The 17,099-nt window shown below is 42.9% G+C and carries 14 protein-coding genes; 6 read left to right on the top strand and 8 right to left on the bottom strand.

What is annotated here, in order from left to right; translation table 11 throughout:
* Positions 1–3 precede the first annotated feature (3 nt).
* From M886_RS16290 to M886_RS16275, 4 genes are all read left to right on the top strand, one after another.
* A complete protein-coding gene (locus M886_RS16290; protein ID WP_011032271.1) occupies positions 4–1,857 on the top strand; it encodes a type II/IV secretion system ATPase subunit in 1,854 nt (617 codons plus the stop codon).
* A gap of 12 nt (positions 1,858–1,869) precedes the next feature.
* Positions 1,870–3,495, top strand: coding sequence for an archaellar assembly protein FlaJ (gene flaJ / locus M886_RS16285; protein WP_048038081.1), 1,626 nt, complete (start codon positions 1,870–1,872; stop codon positions 3,493–3,495).
* 274 nt (positions 3,496–3,769) lie between these two features.
* Complete coding sequence (locus tag M886_RS16280; RefSeq protein ID WP_235203995.1) at positions 3,770–4,468, top strand: hypothetical protein; 699 nt, start codon at positions 3,770–3,772, stop codon at positions 4,466–4,468.
* A 100-nt stretch (positions 4,469–4,568) separates the two neighbouring features.
* The gene (locus M886_RS16275) at positions 4,569–4,748 is read left to right on the top strand and encodes a hypothetical protein (RefSeq protein ID WP_015411018.1); all 180 of its coding nucleotides are present in this window, start codon (positions 4,569–4,571) and stop codon (positions 4,746–4,748) included.
* A 178-nt stretch (positions 4,749–4,926) separates the two neighbouring features.
* Here the strand turns inward: M886_RS16275 and M886_RS16270 are convergent, their stop codons facing one another.
* From M886_RS16270 to M886_RS16250, 5 genes are all read right to left on the bottom strand, one after another.
* On the bottom strand, positions 4,927–7,536 hold the full coding sequence (locus M886_RS16270) for a valine--tRNA ligase (RefSeq protein WP_048051515.1): 2,610 nt from the start codon (positions 7,534–7,536) through the stop codon (positions 4,927–4,929).
* A 64-nt stretch (positions 7,537–7,600) separates the two neighbouring features.
* Entirely contained in the window at positions 7,601–7,789 is a 189-nt protein-coding gene (locus tag M886_RS16265) for a hypothetical protein (protein WP_048040053.1), read from the bottom strand.
* A 325-nt stretch (positions 7,790–8,114) separates the two neighbouring features.
* Positions 8,115–8,768: an HAD family hydrolase gene (locus M886_RS16260; RefSeq protein ID WP_011032267.1), complete on the bottom strand. Its 654-nt coding sequence runs from the start codon at positions 8,766–8,768 to the stop codon at positions 8,115–8,117.
* Positions 8,769–9,185: 417 nt separating this feature from the next.
* Positions 9,186–9,950 (bottom strand): HAD family hydrolase, encoded by a 765-nt coding sequence (locus tag M886_RS16255; RefSeq protein WP_011032266.1) that lies wholly within the window; start codon positions 9,948–9,950, stop codon positions 9,186–9,188.
* An 84-nt stretch (positions 9,951–10,034) separates the two neighbouring features.
* Positions 10,035–10,985: a phosphotransferase gene (locus M886_RS16250; RefSeq protein WP_011032265.1), complete on the bottom strand. Its 951-nt coding sequence runs from the start codon at positions 10,983–10,985 to the stop codon at positions 10,035–10,037.
* A gap of 726 nt (positions 10,986–11,711) precedes the next feature.
* On the opposite strand from M886_RS16250, the gene M886_RS16245 reads away from it, so the two are divergent.
* Positions 11,712–12,521, top strand: coding sequence for an aminoglycoside phosphotransferase family protein (locus tag M886_RS16245; RefSeq protein ID WP_011032264.1), 810 nt, complete (start codon positions 11,712–11,714; stop codon positions 12,519–12,521).
* 161 nt (positions 12,522–12,682) lie between these two features.
* Here the strand turns inward: M886_RS16245 and ahbC are convergent, their stop codons facing one another.
* The 3 genes from ahbC to cobA all read right to left on the bottom strand — a co-directional run bounded on the left by ahbC (position 12,683) and on the right by cobA (position 15,579).
* Positions 12,683–13,882 (bottom strand): 12,18-didecarboxysiroheme deacetylase, encoded by a 1,200-nt coding sequence (gene ahbC / locus M886_RS16240; protein WP_011032263.1) that lies wholly within the window; start codon positions 13,880–13,882, stop codon positions 12,683–12,685.
* 110 nt (positions 13,883–13,992) lie between these two features.
* Entirely contained in the window at positions 13,993–14,784 is a 792-nt protein-coding gene (locus M886_RS16235; RefSeq protein ID WP_015411011.1) for a uroporphyrinogen-III synthase, read from the bottom strand.
* Positions 14,785–14,811: 27 nt separating this feature from the next.
* Positions 14,812–15,579: a uroporphyrinogen-III C-methyltransferase gene (gene cobA, locus M886_RS16230; RefSeq protein ID WP_011032261.1), complete on the bottom strand. Its 768-nt coding sequence runs from the start codon at positions 15,577–15,579 to the stop codon at positions 14,812–14,814.
* A 453-nt stretch (positions 15,580–16,032) separates the two neighbouring features.
* On the opposite strand from cobA, the gene rnz reads away from it, so the two are divergent.
* A complete protein-coding gene (gene rnz, locus M886_RS16225; protein ID WP_011032260.1) occupies positions 16,033–16,950 on the top strand; it encodes a ribonuclease Z in 918 nt (305 codons plus the stop codon).
* The last annotated feature ends 149 nt before the right edge of the window (positions 16,951–17,099 follow it).

Below are 17,099 nucleotides of genomic sequence, written 5' to 3'. Positions count from 1 at the left end.
GACATGGATAGCATCGAGGAAAAGCTGGGTACTGAAGACGGTCATGTACTTAATGCAGGAGTATACACAAATTTTCCGTTTAAGCCAAAAAAATACGACGGACATGACCATTCAAACCTGAAAACGTGTAACCTTTACAAACTCCTCCCTCCGGAAATGAAGGCGGAAGTTGAAAAAAACCTTCATCTTCTGGAGTACCTGCATATCCTGCCCATAGATACAATGGGCATACCCAGATATGTTCCAAAGCTTGAATCCAAGCATGGTGATATAGAAGATCCCAATCTGATATACAGGGTCAATGACCAGATATACGTCCATATTTATCCGAACAAAAACGATGTGAGGAATTTCTATATTCCTATTGAGCCCATACTTCTTACCGGAGTCGGATTTCTTATTAAAGAACTGGAAATAAAGCTTGTAGACCACCTTACAGGGATTCAATTTGATCCTGAAAATTTAGAGGAAAAAGAACGTATACTGAGAGAATCCCTGGATGCCATCTGCATAATTGGCAAAAAAAATCCGGCTGCCAGTTCTGCCGCAGGGGCTGAATCAGGGATCAAAAAACTGGGGTCACGTTTTTTCCCATCAAAGGAAGATCCTGATAAAAATCATATATACGTAACAAAAGAGCAGTATGAAGCTCTGAAATACTCGGTTATCAGGGACAAAATCGGTGTCGGTTTTCTTGACCCTTACATAAATGACAACAAAATTGAAGATATAACCTGTAATGGTCTCGGGCCCATCTTTATTGAACACAAGGTGTTCAAGGGTCTCAGGAGCGTTATAGAATTCAATGACAACGACGCCCTCAATCATTACATTGTCAGGCTTGCAGAAAGGATAGGAAAGCCCATCACTTTCAAAAACCCTATAGTTGACTCCACACTCCCGGACGGGTCAAGGATTAACATTGTTTTTGGGGACGATATCAGTAAAAACGGGAGTAATTTCACTATACGTAAATTCGCTGACATTCCTTTCAGCATCCTTCAGGTCATAAAAGGAGGGACTCTGGATTACAGGATGGCAGCTTATCTCTGGATCCTGATTGGTGAAGGAATGAGCGGTTTCATATGCGGAGAAACCGCCAGTGGTAAGACAACCACATTGAACGGAATTACAGCTTTTGTAAACCCCGAGTCAAAACTGGTTTCAATCGAAGACACGCCCGAACTGCAGATTCCTCACAAAAACTGGACCCGGGAAACAACAAGAGGCAGTACAAGGGGTGCAGGAACCGGAGAAGGCAGCGGTTCGGATGTTACAATGTTCGACCTTCTCAAAGCAGCATTGAGGCAGAGGCCAAACTATATCCTTGTGGGAGAAATCCGAGGAGTTGAAGGTAATGTCGCATTCCAGGCTATGCAGACCGGCCATCCTGTTATGTCAACGTTCCACGCCGCAACCGTTGAGAAACTGATCCAGAGGCTTACTGCTGATCCTATAAACATTCCTAAAACGTATGTGGACAACCTCAACTTTGTTATAATCCAATCTGCTGTCCGGAGACCTGACGGCAAGCTTGTGAGGAGAGTCCTCAGTATAAATGAGGTTCTCGGATACAACCCGGATAAAGGGGGAATTTCCTTTATTGAAGCTTTTTCCTGGGATCCTGTTACTGATACACATGTTTTCAGTGCTATGGGAAGTTCTTATATCCTTGAGAATAAAATCGCCACAAGGCTTGGAATTCCGGGTAAGAAAAAGAAAGCAATTTATGATGAGATTGAAAAACGGGCAAAAATTCTGGAAAGACTGAGCGATGAAGGAATTGTAAACTACTGGGAATTTTTTAACACAATCGCAAAGATTACAAAGTCCGGTATGCTGAGGATTCAGTTCTAAATGGTGGTTTAGATGGGTGTCAATAAGATAAAAAACATTTTTAGCAAAAAGTCTAATTCAGGATCCGTTTTAGACCAGCTTTATGTTAAATATCAAGACTACCAGAAAGAACTCTATATGAGCAATGATATGCTTTTTGCTCTTACTTATATGGCTTCGATCTCGACTGCCAATCTTACAAGGGACAAAATATTCTCAAGCATATCTGGAAAGAAAGAGTACTGCCCGGGTAAATATTTTAACCTGATTAAAGAGCTGGCTCAGCACTGGCATTATGATTACGCCAATGCCTGTGAGCTTATATCCACAAAAGTAAAGCATGACAGGATGAGGGAACTTCTCAACAGGCTGTCAAACGCCATAGCGGCAGGAGAACCTGATAGTGAATTTCTCACCAAGGAATGGAGACTATTCAAGACAAAAAGAAAAGATGAATTCGAAAGAGACCTTGATACCACGAAAGAATGGTCAAACGCATACACAGCATTGCTTGTCTCCACATCGCTTGTAGCTATAATTATACTGCTTTCAGTGATTTTATACAATATCGGGGATCCGGCTGATACGCTTTATTCCACAATGTTTATCATATTTTTTATGGCCTTCTTTGGAGTAGGCCTGCTTTTTAGATGTTCTCCAAAAGACACTAAAGTCCATAATTTAAGTGTAAAATCAAAAGAGCAGACTTATATTTATAAGTGGACTCCTCTTACGCTTGTTATCGCAGCCCTGGCTGTTTTATTGCTAACTGTTCTGCCGGCTTTCACCGGCTCAGCTGCTGATTTCTTTATTGATATTAAAGGAGTCGGGATGATTGTTGCAGGAGTTACCATGATTCCTGTAGGGATTGCGGCAAAAAGAGATATTGAAAAAATTAACAAAAGGGATGAAAGTTATACAACTTTCATAAGAAGCCTCGGGTCTATTATAAGTGGGTCCGGTCTGACTGTTCCAAAAGCTCTTTTAAAGATTGACCCCAAGAACCTTGGAGAGCTTAAAGATATGAGCCAGGAGCTCTATAAGAAACTGGCATCCGGGCTGGACCCTGCCCTTTGCTGGGGGAGATTTGTCGGAGAAACGGGCAGTTATTTGATCTACAAATTTACAAGCGTTTTTGTGGACGCTGTCAATTTCGGAGGTAATGCAGAAGTGGTAGGCGAGCTCGTGAGCTCGTCAAACCTTGAACTTGTTCTTCTGAGAATGAAAAGAGAACGCATAGCCAAAGGATTTTCCAGTCTTGTTATTCCTCTCCATGTATCGATGGTTGGCCTTCTTCTTTTCATAGGGCAGATCCTTACTATCTTTTCAACCATTATAAATTCCCTTTTTACCCAGTTTGAAATAAACGGTTCCGAACTCGAGGGCATACCCGGTGGCATGGGTGGCATGAATATGGGCATATTCGGGGGTGTCCCCCTCGAATTGCTGGGGCAATTTGTTGTGATAGTTACTATTATTCTGACAATTGCCAACCTACTTGCGATCGTTGCCGTAAAAGGAGGACCGATGTACCTGGCGATCTACTATGGTATATTTATGTTCATACTTTCGGGAATACTGATGATTATAGTCCCTCCGTTAGTGGAAATGGCCTTTTCATTTAATGGAGTACTCGATAGTCTAGCAGAAGGTATGTGATATGGATTTAATAACGATATACGAAACAAATTTTACAATATTCATAGGTATTTTTGTAACTCTGGCTGTAATGGGGACAACAACTCTATACGATAGATATGAAAGTAAAGGAGGAGCCTCATTCGATCTTATGAAAATTAAACTCTTTTCGAATCAGAACCAGCAAACAGCAGCTTTCGGCTCTAAAAGTTTGAAACAGTTTTCTGATTACAGTAAAAAATTTAGCAGTTTAATCCTGAATAAGTCCATCTCAGGTCAGGAAAAGTCCAGTTCAATGAAGAAAAAATCCACCTCAATCCGGAGTAACTCCAATAATAATTCCTTCGAAAGAGTGGAAAAAATACTCTTTAAAGCAAAAAATGCTGTTCAGAATCTTTTTGTTAACCTCCGCAGTAAAACTTTATCCCTTTCATCAGCTTTACCCCGCAGAAGCAGTAAAGATAAGGAAAAATTTGTTTCTTTATCTGATACCCAGAAAGCAGATCTAAATTTCAGTGCTGCTGACAAAGCTAACACTCTTGATAAAGTAGTCGAATCCAAAAAAGATGAATTAGATTTTGATGACGACCTTCTAACTAAAATGTCTACTTCAGACACTTTAACAGTCAGCAGTCCTGAACTTAAGACTGTAGAGCCGTCTCTTGGTAGTATGTCTCTGGATCTAGATGCATCATTTGATACCGATTTTAAGTTAGATGAAAATGAATTTGCGATTAAAGTTGATGGACTGGATGATGAACCTGATGAAAATAACTTCAAATTTAGCGGGAACACTGAAGAGATAAAGTTTGGTGACGAAAGTGATAATTTCTTAGCTTCACTGAAGAAAGATATCATAATTAAAAAAGAGAAAACGATCAATTTCATGGATAATATGCAGGGAGAAAATCTGGATTTGAAGCTGATGAAATCCGACCTTGAATGTGTTCTCAAGGACCTTAAAAAGTACAGACAGTATTCACATCGAAACTGATCAATCGTTTATTCTGATACAGAATAAATTGCCGTACTTCTAGCTAATATTCCAATTTTAAAAAAAATAATTTGTAGAAAAACAAAGCGAGTGATGAAAAATGGTAGACGCAAAATACATAGGACTTATAATTTTAGCAGTGTTTTCAGGATCAATGCTGGTGTACACCTGGCTGTCCCTTTATAACCGGTTTGATCCAAGCGTAATGTTTTATGCAGCGCTTCTGATCTTTTCTTTTTCTCTAATGCTGGTAAGAGGCAAAACATCAGAAACTAATTAAAAATATTTTCTGGGGTTTCACACGCCTGTAAAATCAAGCTATCTGTGCGGAGCGTAACGTAAAGTCCGGAAAGCAGGAAAAAGCAGGAAAAAGAAAAAATAGAAAGGTTCAGTGCAGTGAATAAGGTTGTGCGGGTAAGAGATGTTCTTAACCCGCCTGAAAACCCTGCCTGAGGTCCTTACCTTACAATTACAACTACTGCGCCTTTTATATCCAGAACATCGACCTCTCGGCCGCCGGAAATTACTTCTTTCCGGATTTCGACTGCTTCAGGTTCGAGTTCAATCTTTTCTCCGTTTACGGTAACGGTTATCCTGCCTGATGCTGTCTGGGCTTCGACTGAAGTAGGGTCTTCTGCCTTGAGGGCTTTCACGATGGCTCCTGCATCTTTTCTGAAGCGCGGCCCGAGGATGCCCATATTGGGTTTAACTTCCACAGGCACATAATCAAACGAAGGGGCACCTTCCATAAGCTCAACCTCGGAGTTTGTAGCCCCTGCAATATCCCCTGTATCGATCTGCGCGTTATAAATCTCTATTTTTTTCAGAGGAGCGTTGAGAGCCATTCCAAGGTCTGACTTATACCTGCGGACTTCACCTGTGATATCTTTGATCATTTCGCCTGCTGCTTCGGCTTCTTCGCTCATCAGGTTTTCATTGACCGCAGGCCATGCCCGAGTATGGACACTCGCACTGTCGAACCTGGAGTACATTTCTTCTGCAAAGAAAGGTATAAACGGAGCCAGCAGGAGGGAAAGTGTTCTGGTTGTGGTATAAAGCACATACTGGGCTGCTTTCCTACCTTCCTTATCTTCCCCGTAGAGCCTGCCTTTCACAAGTTCAAGGTAGTTGTCTGCAAGGACTTCCCAGGCAAAGCCCCTTATAGCCTTGAATGTGGAATCAAACTGGTACCCGTCAAGCTCCTTTGTTGTGGATTCTACAAGCCTGTTAAGCTTGCTCAGGAGCCACCTATCAATTGTATATAGGGAGTCCGGAGGGAAGTTTTCGGCATCTGCAGGATCAAAGTCCTTTAAGTGGGACATCGAAAACCTGTAAATGCTCCACATCTTCTGCAGGAAACGGGAAGCTGAAACCACATCTTTCCAGCGGAACATTACATCTGAGCCTGTTGAACCTCCAACAGCACCCCACTGCCTGAAAGCATCGGCACTGTACTGTGTGGTCACTTCTTCGGGGGAAATAACGTTTCCGAGGGACTTGCTCATCTTGTGTCCGTCCGGTCCGAGCACCATCCCGTTAATCACTATGGAGTCCCAGGGCCTCTTTCCTTCAAGCGCCAGGCTTCTGAGAATCGTATAGAAAGCCCATGTCCTTATGATGTCATGCCCCTGGGGGCGGATCTGTGCAGGAAGGCGGAGGTCGTGCTCGCTTTCCCAGCCAGAGACGTGTAACGCAGTAATCGAAGAGTCCATCCAGGTGTCCAGGACATCGGTTTCAGGCTCGAATTCGGTTGACCCGCAAGCACAGGCTTTCTTTGGTACGTTTTCGTTCGGGTCAATCGGGAGCCAGCTCTCTTCGGCAATCATGACTTCGCCGCACTTCTTGCAGTACCAGATAGGGATCGGGGTTGCAAAGATTCTCTGCCTGGAGATGCACCAGTCCCATTCCATGGTGCCTGTCCAGTTCTGGAGCCTGACCTTCATGTATTCAGGGTACCAGTTTATCTCGTCTGCGGCTTTCAGGATGCCTTCATGGTTTATTTTTACAAACCACTGGGGCTCGGAAAGGATTTCTATAGGAGTATCACAGCGCCAGCAGAGCCCGACATTCTGTTCGAGGGGCTTCTGATTGTAGAGGAAGCCTGCAGTTTTCAGGTCGGAAATTACAGCCTGCCTGCACTCAGGGATGCTCATGCCCTCGTACTTGCCTGCGGCTTTTGTCATCCTGCCCTGCTTGTCAATGGCTTTTATCAGTGGAAGCCCGTATTTTGCCCACCAGCGCACGTCCTGCTTGTCTCCGAAAGTACAGATCATCACAGCGCCTGTACCGAACTCGGGCTCGACTGCCTCGTCAGCAATAAGTGTTACTTTCTGCCCGAAGAGCGGGACTTTAATTTCTTTCCCTATATACTGGCTATAACGCTCGTCTTCAGGGTTTACAGCAACCGCAACACACGCTGCCATCAGTTCCGGCCTGGTGGTTGCAATATCTACTTTGTCGAAGTGGACAAAATTGAGTTTTGTTTGCCCCTGATCGTACTCTACTTCCGCAAAAGCAATGGCAGTTTCACAGCGGGGGCACCAGTTTACAGGGTGGTCTTCATGGTAGATGTGCCCGTTATTGTACATCCTGACAAAGGACTTCTGTGTCTTTACAAAGTACGAAGGCTCCATGGTGACAAATTCGTTGCTCCAGTCCACTGAAAATCCCAGGCGAAGCATTGTCTGGCGCATCTTGTCGATGTTTCCAGCAGTCAGTTCTCTGCACATTCTGCGGAACTCAGCCCTGGGGACCTGGTTTTTTGTAATCCCATGAGTTTCTTCAACCTTGACTTCGGTTGGCAGGCCGTGGCAGTCCCAGCCCTGGGGGAACATCACATTATATCCGCGCATGCGTTTGTACCTGGCAACAAAGTCGATATAACACCAGTTGAGCGCGTTTCCAATATGGAAATTACCTGTTGGATATGGAGGTGGGGTATCAATAATATACTGGGGGCGTGTATCTTCTCCCCAGTTGAAGTGGTACATGGAGAGGTTCCATTTCTCCATCCACTTTTTCTCAACCTCATTTGCATTATATTCTTTTGGAATTTCTGATTCTGTCATAAAGACACTCCGTGATGAGAAATGAGTGTAAGAATTTCTTTGGTTTTAGAGTGCTTGCGATTATTTAAATATATCTGGTTTCGAGCAGAATGTAAATTTCTTGCTTTTCAGTGTTTGCCAGGAATGTAAGCCTGTCATAAACCTGTTTTTTGTTGATTACGTTTTTTGCCTGAATGCCGGTTTTCAGGAGGTCCGCGAAAATCGGGAAAAAATCAGTTAGATAATACTCCTGAGTATCCTGACCGCTACTCACTGGTTATTATCCGGAGTCCTGCACGCGCGGGTGGGCTTACTGGCATGGAACGATAAAAATTAATGTAGCAAAAAGAATGTAACAATAAAAATGAATGTAGCAATAAAAAGAATGTAGCAATAAAAACGAATATTCCAGAGTTGCCGGACATTTAAGTTTCAAATAAATCTGTCCAGTAGTTTGACACCCGAGTGCAGGAATGAATAAATTTAATCTGCATGTGTAATTTTGTAAGGATTGCATCTACTGGATCATATTTACTGAACCAGCACAAGCGAAAATGTATCAAAATATTAACGTGGATTTTATGCTATACTGTCAATAATTATGCATATCTCCAGGCATCCCGGATATGCATCGCATTCATGCCAAGGCTTTGAGGGGCATATATATCGTTTTCCGGAGTGTCCCCGATTGAGAGCACTTCCCATGGTTCAAGCCCGAGGCGGTCAAGAGCCATTTTGAAAAGCTTTGTATCAGGTTTTTTGATTCTGTGGTCTGAGGACATGATTACAAAATTGAAGCGGTCGTATAAACCAAGGAAGCGGAGTTCCTGTTCTGTAAAAACCCTCTGGGCGTTAGAGACAATGCATTTAGGAACGTTTCTGTATTTTTCAAGAAGCCTGAAACTCTTAGGGTAAGCTTCAAGTTTTCTTAATGAAGCGGTCCTGAAGACCTTTGCAGTTTCAATACCGAGCCAGTACGGGTCAATTGCTCTGAAGGCATTTTCTGCACAGATCTCGGCAAAAATCTCTTCTATGCGGATGTCCGGATACTGCTGGCCTGAGTTGCCCAGCCTGCCTGCAACTTTCCATCTGTACTCTTCCCTTAGCCTATCAGGTTCAATCCTCACTCCCTGGTAAAGCAGCCAGCTGCTTACTCTCTTGTTTGTCTCCCTGCTTTTTTCGTCAGTTTTGATATCAATAAGGGTTTTGTAGCAGTCAAAGATCAGACCTTTGATTTTTCCATTCTGGAGCATAAAGCATCCTCTTATATGTTTTTATTAGCTCTATTTTATAGATTGAACTTTGTTTCTATTCTTTTCTCTATAAATATTGTTATGGCTTTTTTAGTATATAGTCGTTGTGCAAATATCTATATTTTATGCTGGAATTATATATTTTTCAGATTAATCGGGATATTTTCAAGATTTTTCCTTCTGCGATGTCTCATTTTATGAAGAGAAGCAATTCTCTAAAAAATAAGAATTAGAGTAAAAGGAAGAAAAGAGAAGGAGAGAAAATAAAAAGAGATGAAAGGGAAGGAGAGATAAAATAAAAAAGAGGAAAAAGAAAGAAAAAGACAATAAAAAGCTGGCAGGCAAAAAAGAATCCTGGAAGCCAGGAGATCAGGTAAAATGGGTTAAAAAAGTATTTTGCATGGCAGGTATTCCGGTTCAGTCTGTTATCCCGAAATGTTTCCAGGCTTCTCCAATCGTCATTGCCTGCATCCCGAGCTTTCTCGCCGGAAGGATCTCATTTTCGTAAGAGTCTCCTAGGGACATAACACATTTGGGTTCGAGTTCGAGTTCCATCCTTTTAAGGGCGGTCATAAAAAGCCTGAGGTCGGGTTTTTTGTATCCCACATCTGACGAGAATATTACAAAATCGAAGTAGTCATAAAGCCCTAGGAACCTCAGTTCAAGTTCGGAAAAGACCCTTTGCCCGTTGGAGATTATGCACTTTGGGATGTTTATGCACTGCTCGATTAGTTTTATGCTCTGAGGGAAGGGGCGCAGCTTTCGGATTGAAGCCGCCCGAAAGACCCTTGACGTTTCAATTCCCAGGCTTTTTTCGTCGATTTTCCAGATAGAGTTTTCCTGGCAGATCTCGGCAAAGATTTCTTCAATTCTTATCTCGGGATATATCTCCTTTGAGTCTTTCATCCTTTCTTCAACCTTAAATATGTAAGTATCCCAGAGCTTTTCCGGCTTAATCTTTACCCCATGGTAGGCAAGCCATGAGCTTACGGTCTCATATGTCTCGATTCTGTGTTCTTCGGTATGGATATCAATAAGCGTCTGGTAGCAGTCAAAAATAACCCCTTTGATCTGGCAGCTCTCAAATACATCTTCCCCGGCTTCTAAAGGATCGCCCAGAAAAGTGACAGTGCCTCCTTTAGGATCAGCTTCATCATTCCTTGAAATGTTCTTGCCTCCCATGTCCCCCTTGTGATGTTTTCAATATCTTTGATTTTACTTTCAGTCTCCTATCTCGTTTACTATCTTAAAGCTTTCCTATTTTACTTAATTCCCTCTATAAATTGCACCCAGACATTCACGCGCTTCATTTATCAGGTAATTCCTGTAATCTCCCTGGTGAAGCCTTGCGGAACGGAGCAGCCCTATACTCATGAAAAAAGGCAAAATTCCGGTAATGCTGTAAAAGTCCTTTTCCCCGCGGCTGTACTCCCAGAGGAAGTTTCCTATATAGGGCTCGGCTTTCCAGCCTCCCCCTTTGTGCAATTCAAATTCATTCTTAAGTTCTGCAGTAAGGACCCCGAGGTCTCTTATGGGATGTGCCTCAAACCATGAGCTCTCAAAATCGATGGCATAGGGCTTTTCTTTGCAAAAAATATAATTTGAAGGAGTAACGTCCCTGTGGACCATACAGCCATGATCCCGGTCGAGCAATGAACTGTACCACCATTCTCCCAGAAGTTTATTGAAAGTCTCTCTCGTGCCGTAATCAAGTTTAAGGTGGTCCAGAACATCATGAAAGTTTCTGAACTCATTTTCTTTATTGTAAGAAGACTTTGTATTGTCATGTAGATTCCTGAGCATGTGAGCCACAGCAGACAGCCTTCCGTAAAGGTCTTCTTCGCGTTTAAGGTACCAGCCAAGAGATTTTCCGGGTATGTGTTCGGTTACAAGGACACAATTGAAGTCTTTTCTTACTGCAAGAGGCTTTGCAACATTTATTATCGAAGCTGCTTTTTTCAGGTTCCTGTACTCGTTCATCATGCCTTTATAGGGATTGTATGCTTTCAGCTTGCCTGTCGGTTCGGCAAAGAACTTTGCCATTACGCTGAAATGTTCCCCTTTAAACTGATACCTGCAAACAGTGTGGGAAGAGTTGTATTTAAAAACGTTTACACAGCATTTTTTATCCCGAATCCTATTTGCAACAACCTCTTCTACAAGCCAGTCCCTGAACGGGTCTCCAGGGTTTAAAGTGTTAACATGGCTATTTGCCACTTCAACTTACCCCCATTTTTCCAGAAACAATATCGACAGTCTTTTGCTTCATAGTCATCTCTAACTTAAGCGGCTATATCTCCCAGCTTAAAGTCTATGCTATATTTCCTGACTTAAGCGGTTACATCTCCTAACTTGAAGTCTATGCTACATATCCTAACTTAAAGTCTATAATTCTAAATTTAAATCATTATAATCCTGAATTTTGATAGTATTGTGGATAAATACAGGGCATGAAACCTTACCTGATTATGAAAGCAGACATCCACACAGGCATTTAATGAAATTCAGATCGGCATAAACCTCAGTATCTCGAAAGATGGAGTAATAAAAGGTATTATGATCAAAACATATGAAATCAAACATAACCAGCTACATAGCTTGTTTTCCGGTTTTAAATCTTCAATACTGCCAGAAGTATACTATAGCCTGTGTATCTTATATTATTGTTGGTGTTTCAATAAATGTTTTTATCTACCTTTCAAAAGCAGGCCCGCCGACATCAGCTATGTTATTGCCGGACCAGCTATGTTATGGTGTGTGTTTTTGCCGGTAAGCTCTGTAAGGCGAGCTGCTCAGTTCGATCTTTACTATCCATTTTTTCCTATTTTCTACTCTGAAAATACGTATCCGGAATGATAAATGATTATTTATAAAAGAAAACTCTAAAGTTTTAACCTTAATAAACGGCAATCTACAGGTTACAATATTCATAGAGCTGTTAACGTGATTAAATTCCCTGATGAAATCCCTGACTCCTGTAAATGGCAAAAAGTCGAGCCCATTAACAGGGGGTGGTCAGATGATCAGAAATATTATGTCCGAACTACAGACGGCAGAGAACTATTACTCCGAGTATCGGACGTCTCGCAATACGAGAACAGAAAACGGGACTTTGAAGCAATAAAACAGCTTGATAAGCTTGATATTTTGATATCGCATCCGGTTGATTTTGGAATTTGTAATAACGGAAAATCAGTGTACTCTTTGCTAACCTGGATTAAAGGTAAGGATGCAGAATATCTTCTTCCGAGACTTGACAGAAAAGAGCAATACCAGTTTGGAGTTAAAGCGGGTGAAATCTTAAAAATAATACATCAAGTATCTACGGCAAAAAATCAAATCTCATGGTCGGAGCGGTTTAATCGGAAAATAAACAGAAATATTGCCGCTTATGAAGCTTGCGGGATTCGTCTGAAGGGAGCAGAGAAGATAATTGAATACATAGAACAGAACCGGTATTTGCTGGATAATCGGCCTCAGTGTTTTCAACATGGTGACTATCATGCCGGAAATATGATTATTACAGAGTCTGGAGAGCTGGGAATTATTGATTTTAACAGAGTTGATTATGGTGACCCCTGGGAAGAATTCAACCGTATTACATGGTGTGCGGATATAAGTGCCTCATTTGCTTCAGGACGCATAAATGGATATTTTGAACACGATGTACCTGCTTTATTTTTCAGATTAATGGCTTTATATATTGCAAGTAACCAGCTTTCATCAATTCCCTGGGCAATTCAATTTGGATAGAAAGAAGTCAACACAATGCTCAGGCAAGCCGAAACCGTTTTGAAATGGTATGATGGATTTGAAACATTCATACCAGAATGGTATAGTTCAAAAAATAACAGGAATTAAGGAACATTGAAATTTAAAAGAAACATTGAAATTTAATAAAGCCTGAATTGTTTTCAGGCTTCATCGTATCCTATTTCTTCTTTTGTAAGATAGCAAGCCGGGTCATCCGCCCATACGTTTCCGTATACTGCTTCGGCTCTTACCCTGAAGTTTCCGTTGCATACATCAAACCATTTGCATTTTGCACATCGGTCTCCGTTAGCCTGGATGAGGGGCTTCCTGTACTTGAGCCCTGCCATAAGTTCGTCACTGAGGTCGGTCCAGATCTCGCTGAAAGGTCTTTCCCGCACATTTCCGAAGGAGTAGTGCCTCCAGAACTGGTCGGCGTGGACCGAACCGTCCCAGGAAACGCATCCTATCCCTATTCCTGAGGAATTTCCCTGGTTCATTGAAAGGAGCTCAAAAATTTCGGCAGCCCTTTCAGGGTTTTCTTTCAGCATTTTCAGGTAAATGTAGGGGCCGTCGCAGTGGTTGTCCACGGTAAGTACTTCTGCAGGGAAGCCTTTTTCGTGCAGTTCCCTGGTCCTTTGCATGATCAGGTCAACAGCCTTTCTGGAATCTTCAAGAGAGAGGTCTTCATCCACCATTTTCGAGCCCCTGCCGGCATAGACAAGGTGGTAAAAGCAGATCCTGGGGATATTTTCTTTCTCAAGAAGGTCAAAGATCGCAGGAATATCCTTTACATTTTGTTTGTTGATTGTAAAGCGAAGACCTACCTTTATGCCTTCTTCCTGGCAGTTGTACAGGCCCCTGAGAGCCGCATCAAAAGCTCCAGACATGCCCCTGAATTTATCGTTAGTCTCCCTTATGCCGTCAAGCGAGATCCCCACATAAGAAAGCCCGACTTCCTTTAGCTTTTTTGCCAGGTCCTTATCAATGAGGGTGCCATTTGTTGAGATTACAGCTCTCATACCTTTTTCGCGGGCATAGGCTGCAAGTTCGGGCAGGTCCTTTCGAATAGTGGGCTCGCCACCCGAAAAGAGCATAACCGGGGACCCAAAAGCTGCAAGGTCATCGATAAGGGCTTTTCCTTCTTCTGTTGAGAGCTCGTTTTTGAACTCTTCATCCTTTGCCTGAGCGTAACAGTGGACACACTTCAGGTTGCAGCGGCGGGTCATGTTCCAGACCACAACCGGCTTTTTATCTTTTGAAAACTGCAGAAGGTGAGAGGGGAGCTTCTTTGAGTCCCTTCCATAACGAAGGGCGTCAGAAGGTTCCACGGTTCCGCAGTAAAGTTTTGAAATTCCTATCATATTGATCCTTAAAAGTGAGATTGTTTTCCAGAACCAGATTGTTCCACAGAACTATAATAAATATTGTTTTTTAACTGGAAATATTTTTAACCGGCTCTGGAACCGACTTTTCAGAACTCTTTCTTCATAGCCTTTATAAGGGCTTCAAAGGTGAACTCATCAGGGATCACGTTTGCATTGACCCCGTGTTTTTTCAGGGTATTTCCTGTCGGAGTCCCAATTGCGCCCACAACAGCCCTGCTGAGAATTTCTTTTACAGCTTCTGAAGCTCCCAGGTTTTCTGCGTGCTTCATAAATCCCCTGACCATCATAGAGCTTGTAAAGGCAAAGGCGTCAACCTCTCCCGAAAGGGTGCGCTCTATGAGCTCTTTCTGGGCTGCTCCTTCAGGGATGCTGAGAGTATATACATGGGTCTCGTAAACCGTTGCCCCACATTTTTCAAGGCCGTCTATTAAGAGTTTTGCCCCATAAGCGCTCCTTGCAAGGTCAACAGTTTTTCCTTTCACTTCAGGACAGAGAGCTTCTACGATTCCCTCGGAACTGTAATCCGCAGGCATGAAGGAGTTCTCAATTCCTATTCTCACAAGCTCTTTTTCCGTGTTGGGACCGATTGCTATTACTTTTCTTTTTTTAAGGGCTGTGATGAAGTTTTTCTTTTCATCTTCCGTTAGTTTATCCAGTGTGAAAGTTATCCCGTTTGCACTTGTGAAAACAACGTAGTCCGAAGTCCCGTCAATGACCCTCTGAATAAAAGGCTCGAAACCGTCATCTTTTATGCCTTCAAGCTTTATCATCGGGACACATAAAGGCTCAAATCCATAGTCCCTGGCAATAGCTTCGGATTTTTCGCGGTAACTTTCCGGCCTCATGATCGCAAGCACGGGAATTTTCTCTTCTGCCATATTTCTTTCTCCTGTCACTTCAGCAAGTTAAAACTCAGCCCCTGTAAGCTGTTCCCCTAGAATTTCGTGCAGGTTAACTACCTCTCCTACGACTGTGATGGCAGGGGCTTTTACTTTTCTCTCTTCCGCCAGGTCGGCGATATTTTCAAGGGTGCCCACGGTTACCCTCTGGTCAGGCCGGGTTCCCCTTTCAATGACTGCCACAGGGGTTTCAGGGTCTTTGCCGTGCTTTATGAGCTCTTCTGCATTTCGCCTGAGCATCTTTACGCCCATGAAGATTACAATGGTTCCGTTAAACTTTGCCAGAGTCTTCCAGTCGAGTCCGCTTTCTTCCTTTGTTGGGTCTTCGTGGCCGGTTATGAAAGTAACCATTGAAGTGCTTTCCCTGTGGGTTACAGGAATTCCGGCGTAGGCAGGCACTGCGATTGCGGAAGTGATCCCTGGCACGACTTCAAATTCTATACCTTCTGCTACAAGTACCTCGGCTTCCTCTCCTCCTCTTCCGAAAACGTAAGGGTCTCCCCCTTTCAGGCGGACTACCATTTTGCCCTCTTTTGCTTTCCGCACAAGTACATCGTTGATCTCAGACTGAGTCATGGTATGGTTGCCCGCATATTTTCCTACATCAATTTTTTCTGCGGTTTCCGGCATTGAGCTTAAAATTGTTTTTCCCGGAAGCTGGTCATAGATTATGACTTCAGCACTGTCGATCAGCCGGCGGGCTTTCAGGGTAAGAAGCTCAGGGTCACCTGGACCGGAACCCACAAGATAGACTTTTCCGTAATTTCCTGACATGTAACAACGGTTCCTTTTTTCTTTATTTATAATTGGTGATGGATTCTTCTTTGATGAATAATTCTCTTCATATACACCCAGGGAGATTATTCGTACCCGAATGGAATTTTTCCATAGCAGGCAGCTTCTGGGGAAGGTAAGATTCTTAGAAGAGATGTTAACAGAAATGCAAATCTGTAGGTTTTAAAGAGCTTTTATAATAAATAGTATCCCATCTTTATGCAGATTTATTACATATCTTCTATATATTATATCTCATATTTTTGTAATTCAATATCAATCACACCTGTTCACTGCGTATACTGAAAAAGTACCTGCAGATGGGCAGGAATCAATAAATACCCCTGATGTAATTATGAGTCCTTTATTACCAGCCAGTTTATCACAAATGGCCGTTTTATCATAAATGAATGGTCATCACATCAGTATTCAGCATAAATCAGTGAGTTCATCATGCTTCGCATTATTTTTCTCGGCACTGGAGGCTCTCTCCCGACCCGCAACAGAAACCCGTCTGCAGTGATTGTCAACCTGAAAGGGGAGCTCCTCCTCTTTGACTGTGGTGAAGGAACCCAGCAGCAGATGATGAGGGCAAAGACAGGAATGATGAGCCTGTCTTCTATTTTTGTCAGCCATTTTCATGCTGACCATTTCCTCGGGATTCCCGGCCTTATTCAAACAATGTCTTTCCTCGGCAGGAAAGAGCCGCTGACGATTTACGGACCTGAAGGGACAAAGGAGTTCACCGAGGTTTTTAAGGTCCTTGGATATTGCAACCTTAAATACGAAGTCAGAGGTGTCGAACTGAGTCCTGGGGACATTGTGGAAGGAAAAAATTATGTGGTCCGTGCTCTGAAGACCGAACACAGCACTCCGAGCCTCGGGTATTCTCTTATTGAAAACCCCAGGCCCGGACGTTTCAACAGGGAAAAGGCAGTAGAGCTTGGAGTTCTTCCTGGACCTCTTTTTGCGAAACTGCAGAAAGGCAACCCTGTAGAAGTAAATGGAAAGCTTGTAAAGCCCGAAGAAGTTGTGGGAGCTCCAAGGCCCGGAAGGACGGTTGTATACTCAGGAGACACCCGGCCCTGTGAAGCAGTGCTCGAAGCCAGCAGGGATGCTGATGTCCTGATTCATGATGGCAGTTTTGCAGACGAGATGGCAGGCTGGGCGGAAGAATCCATGCATTCGACAGCAGGCGAGGTTGCATCTCTCGCTAAAGAAGCCGGAGTCAGGCAACTTGTCCTTACCCATATCAGTTCACGTTATACTGATGATGTGGGACCTATCCTGAATGATTCGAGAAAAGTATTTGAAAATGTTATTGTAGCCGAAGACCTGATGGAACTTGAAGTCCCTTACAGACCTGATTGAGTCCACTGCTGAGGATATTAATAATTTAATTTTTAGAAACAAAGATTGAGATTCAGGTTACAGGATTTAAAAAGTAGATTCCAGGTTTAAAAAATGGGTTACAGGATTTAAGGTACAGGATTTAAAAAATAGGTTACAGGATTTAAGGT

The organism is Methanosarcina soligelidi, from assembly GCF_000744315.1.
GTDB classification, from domain to species: domain Archaea; phylum Halobacteriota; class Methanosarcinia; order Methanosarcinales; family Methanosarcinaceae; genus Methanosarcina; species Methanosarcina mazei.
Note: the sequence above shows the minus strand (reverse complement) of the source record. Positions and strands in the feature narration are given on the sequence as shown.

What these genes read in the sequence shown, in the direction of transcription:
- rnz (WP_011032260.1), top strand. Translation starts at nt 16,033, where the DNA reads ATGCTTCGCATTATTTTTCTCGGCACTGGAGGCTCTCTCCCGACCCGC.
- flaJ (WP_048038081.1), top strand. Translation starts at nt 1,870, where the DNA reads ATGGGTGTCAATAAGATAAAAAACATTTTTAGCAAAAAGTCTAATTCA.
- M886_RS16270 (WP_048051515.1), bottom strand. Translation starts at nt 7,536, where the DNA reads ATGACAGAATCAGAAATTCCAAAAGAATATAATGCAAATGAGGTTGAG.
- M886_RS16260 (WP_011032267.1), bottom strand. Translation starts at nt 8,768, where the DNA reads ATGCTCCAGAATGGAAAAATCAAAGGTCTGATCTTTGACTGCTACAAA.
- M886_RS16290 (WP_011032271.1), top strand. Translation starts at nt 4, where the DNA reads ATGGATAGCATCGAGGAAAAGCTGGGTACTGAAGACGGTCATGTACTT.
- ahbC (WP_011032263.1), bottom strand. Translation starts at nt 13,882, where the DNA reads ATGATAGGAATTTCAAAACTTTACTGCGGAACCGTGGAACCTTCTGAC.
- M886_RS16235 (WP_015411011.1), bottom strand. Translation starts at nt 14,784, where the DNA reads ATGGCAGAAGAGAAAATTCCCGTGCTTGCGATCATGAGGCCGGAAAGT.
- M886_RS16275 (WP_015411018.1), top strand. Translation starts at nt 4,569, where the DNA reads ATGGTAGACGCAAAATACATAGGACTTATAATTTTAGCAGTGTTTTCA.
- M886_RS16255 (WP_011032266.1), bottom strand. Translation starts at nt 9,950, where the DNA reads ATGGGAGGCAAGAACATTTCAAGGAATGATGAAGCTGATCCTAAAGGA.
- M886_RS16280 (WP_235203995.1), top strand. Translation starts at nt 3,770, where the DNA reads ATGAAGAAAAAATCCACCTCAATCCGGAGTAACTCCAATAATAATTCC.
- cobA (WP_011032261.1), bottom strand. Translation starts at nt 15,579, where the DNA reads ATGTCAGGAAATTACGGAAAAGTCTATCTTGTGGGTTCCGGTCCAGGT.